Raw genomic sequence first — 3,529 nt, 5'->3', positions numbered from 1 at the left:
CGTCGAGAGCGTCCCGCCGAAGGTCCGTACCTTCTGAGCGCCGCAGGAGCATTCAAATGATCAAGCGCACCTTCAAGATCTACCGCTACGACCCGGACAAGGACGCCAAGCCCTACATGCAGACCATCGAGCTGGAGCTCGCCGGCAACGAACGCATGCTGCTGGACGCCCTGCTCAAGCTCAAGGAAGTGGATCCGTCGCTGTCGTTCCGCCGCTCGTGCCGCGAAGGCGTGTGCGGCTCCGACGCGATGAACATCAACGGCAAGAACGGCCTGGCCTGCCTGACCAACCTGCGCTCGCTGCCGGACGTCATCGTCCTGAAGCCGCTGCCGGGCCTGCCCGTCGTCCGCGACCTGATCGTGGACATGACGCAGTTCTTCAAGCAGTACAACTCGATCCGTCCGTTCCTGGTGAACGAGGAAGCGCCGCCCGAGAAGGAGCGTCTGCAGTCCCCCGAGGAGCGCGACGAGCTCAACGGCCTGTACGAGTGCATCCTGTGCGCCAGTTGCTCCACGAGCTGCCCCAGCTTCTGGTGGAACCCCGACAAGTTCGTCGGTCCCGCCGGCCTGCTGCAGGCCTACCGCTTCATCGCCGACAGCCGCGACCAGGCCACCGCGGAGCGCCTGGACAACCTCGAGGACCCGTACCGCCTGTTCCGCTGCCACACCATCATGAACTGCGTCGACGTCTGCCCGAAGGGTCTCAACCCGACCAAGGCGATCGGCAAGATCAAGGAACTGATGGTGCGTCGCGCCGTCTGAGGCCCGCACCGCGAGACAGCAGCGCGCACACGCATGAACGCCGTGGACACCAACACCCTCATCGATGAGAGGGATCTCTCCAAGCTCAAGTGGCGTTGCCGCCGCGGGCTGTTGGAGAATGACCTCTTCATCGAGCGGTTCTTCCAACGTCACGAAGGCGCGCTGACCGTCTTGCACGCGGAAGGCCTGCGGCAGTTGATGGACCTGTCCGACAACGACCTGCTGGACCTGCTGCTGGCCCGCAAGGAGCCGGCGGACGACCTGGACCGGCCGGACGTGCATGCCGTGCTGGCGCTGCTGCGGACCCCTCAGTAACAAGAACCCCCCGAAGTCATAAGGAATGCCCATGACCCCGTCTGACGTCAAAGCCACCCTGTCGTTCTCCGACGGCAGCCCGCAAATGGATCTGCCCCTGTACAAGGGCACCATCGGTCCGGATGTGATCGACATCCGCAAGCTTTACGCGCAGACCGGCAAGTTCACCTACGACCCGGGCTTCCTGTCGACGGCGTCGTGCAACTCGACCATCACCTACATCGATGGCGACAAGGGCGAGCTGCTGTACCGCGGCTACCCGATCGAGCAGTTGGCGGTGAACTGCGACTACCTCGAGACCTGCTACCTGCTGCTCTACGGGGAACTGCCGACCCCGTCGCAGAAGGAGGAGTTCGTCAGCCGCGTGACCAACCACACGATGGTCAACGAGCAGATGCAGTTCTTCCTGCGCGGCTTCCGCCGCGACGCGCACCCGATGGCGGTGATGACGGGCCTGGTGGGCGCGCTGTCGGCCTTCTATCACGACAGCACCGACATCAATAACCCCGAGCACCGCGAGATCGCCGCGATCCGCCTGATCGCGAAGATGCCGACGTTGGTGGCGATGGCCTACAAGTACACGATCGGCCAGCCCTACATCTACCCGAAGAACGACCTCTCGTACGCCGGCAACTTCATGCGCATGATGTTCGCCACTCCCTGCGAGGAGTACAAGCCCAACGACGTGCTGGTGCGCGCGATGGACCGCATCTTCACGCTGCACGCGGACCACGAGCAGAACGCCTCGACCTCGACGGTGCGGCTGTGCGGCTCGTCGGGCACCAACCCGTTCGCGGCGATCGCGGCCGGCGTGGCCTGCCTGTGGGGCCCGGCGCACGGTGGCGCCAACGAGGCCTGCCTGAACATGCTGAACGACATCCAGCAGATGGGTGGCGTGGCCAAGATCGGCGACTTCATCAAGCAGGTCAAGGACAAGTCCAGCAACGTCAAGCTGATGGGCTTCGGTCACCGGGTCTACAAGAACTACGACCCGCGCGCCAAGCTGATGCGCGAGACCTGCCACGAAGTGCTGAACGAACTGGGCCTGCACGACGACCCGCTGTTCAAGCTGGCGATGGAGCTGGAGAAGATCGCGTTGGAAGACGAATACTTCGTCGCCCGCAAGCTGTACCCGAACGTGGACTTCTACTCGGGCATCGTGCAGCGCGCCATCGGCATCCCGGTGCCGCTGTTCACCGCGATCTTCGCGCTGGCCCGCACCGTTGGCTGGATCGCGCAGCTCAACGAGATGATCGGCGACCCCGAGTACAAGATCGGCCGTCCGCGCCAGCTGTTCGTCGGCGCCACCAAGCGCGACGTCAAGCCGATCGCCCAGCGCTGATCGGGACCGCGAGTCGCCCCGGCGGCTCGTCGCTGCGAAGCCCCTGCGCCCGAGGCCAGGGGCTTTTCTTTTGAATATTTGATGCGCGGGGTTCGCCCGAGCACGGCTTCCGTCAAGCTTGCGGTATGCTCTGCAAACGTTTGCAATTGACGGAACACGCCAGTTTGGCACGAGCAGGGGACCGAATCTACCAATGAGCACCATCAAGGATGTGGCCGCTTTGGCGGGGGTGTCCTTCACCACGGTCTCGCATGTGCTGAACAACACGCGGCCGGTCAGCGCCGAGGCGCGGGCGCGCGTCCTGGCGGCGGTCGACGAGATCGGTTACCTGCCCAGCGCGGTGGCCCGCTCGCTGCGGCGCAGCGAGACCAAGATCGTCGGCGTGCTGGTGCCCAACGTGCGCAATCCCTTCTTCGCGGAACTGGTCGTCGGCGCCGAGGAGTGGTGCCGCCAGGCGGGCTATTCGGTCTTCCTCTGCAATTCCGACAACGATCCCAAGCACCAGCAGTCCTACCTGCGCACGCTGCTCGAGAAGCGCATCGACGGCCTGCTGCTGAGCTCGGCCGGCGACACCGAGGCGCTGGCAAGCACCTTCCGCCATGCCAGCGTGCCGGTGGTGACGGTGGACCGCCTGGTGCCGGGCGCGCGCGCCGACCGCGTCAGCGTCAACAACCAGCTGGGCGCCTTCGAGGTGGTGCGCCACCTGCTGGAACTGGGCCATCGGCGCATCGGCTGCGTCAGCGGCCCGGGCGAGTTCGAGGTCACCACCGAGCGCGTCGCCGGCTGGCGCAGTGCCATGGAGCAGCGCGGCCTGGCGGCCCGTCCCGAATGGCTGGCCGAAAGCGACTTCAGCACCGCCGGCGGCTACGAGGCCGTCAAGGCGCTGCTGACGCGACAGCCCGAGCTCACCGCCGTCTTCACCTGCAACGACCTGATGGGCATGGGCGCCTTGCGCGCCGCCGCCGAGATGGGCCGGGTCGTGCCGCGCCAGCTGTCGGTCGTGGGCTTCGACGCGATCGAGCTCGGCAGCTACGTCTATCCCGCGCTGACCAGCGTGGGCTGCTCGATCCGCGAGCTCGGCCGGGAGGCCGGCCGCGCGCTGATCGAGCGC

At 65.9% G+C, this 3,529-nt stretch carries 4 protein-coding genes; all 4 read left to right on the top strand.

Features of this window, described 5'->3' with window-relative positions:
- Nucleotides 1–56: 56 nt before the first annotated feature.
- A complete protein-coding gene (locus FUT87_RS06610; RefSeq protein WP_091724154.1) occupies nt 57–761 on the top strand; it encodes a succinate dehydrogenase iron-sulfur subunit in 705 nt (234 codons plus the stop codon).
- Between the two features lie 33 nt (nt 762–794).
- Nucleotides 795–1,076 (top strand): succinate dehydrogenase assembly factor 2, encoded by a 282-nt coding sequence (locus FUT87_RS06605; protein ID WP_147240501.1) that lies wholly within the window; start codon nt 795–797, stop codon nt 1,074–1,076.
- 31 nt (nt 1,077–1,107) lie between these two features.
- Nucleotides 1,108–2,418 carry a citrate synthase gene (gene gltA / locus FUT87_RS06600; RefSeq protein WP_091724158.1) on the top strand — a complete coding sequence of 437 codons (1,311 nt, stop codon included), beginning with the start codon at nt 1,108–1,110 and terminating at the stop codon, nt 2,416–2,418.
- Nucleotides 2,419–2,611: 193 nt separating this feature from the next.
- On the top strand, nt 2,612–3,529 hold a 918-nt coding region (locus tag FUT87_RS06595; protein ID WP_147240500.1), incomplete at its 3' end, for a LacI family DNA-binding transcriptional regulator.

It is taken from the genome of Mitsuaria sp. TWR114, from assembly GCF_007997345.1.
This window is presented reverse-complemented; position numbering and strand designations above follow the sequence as displayed.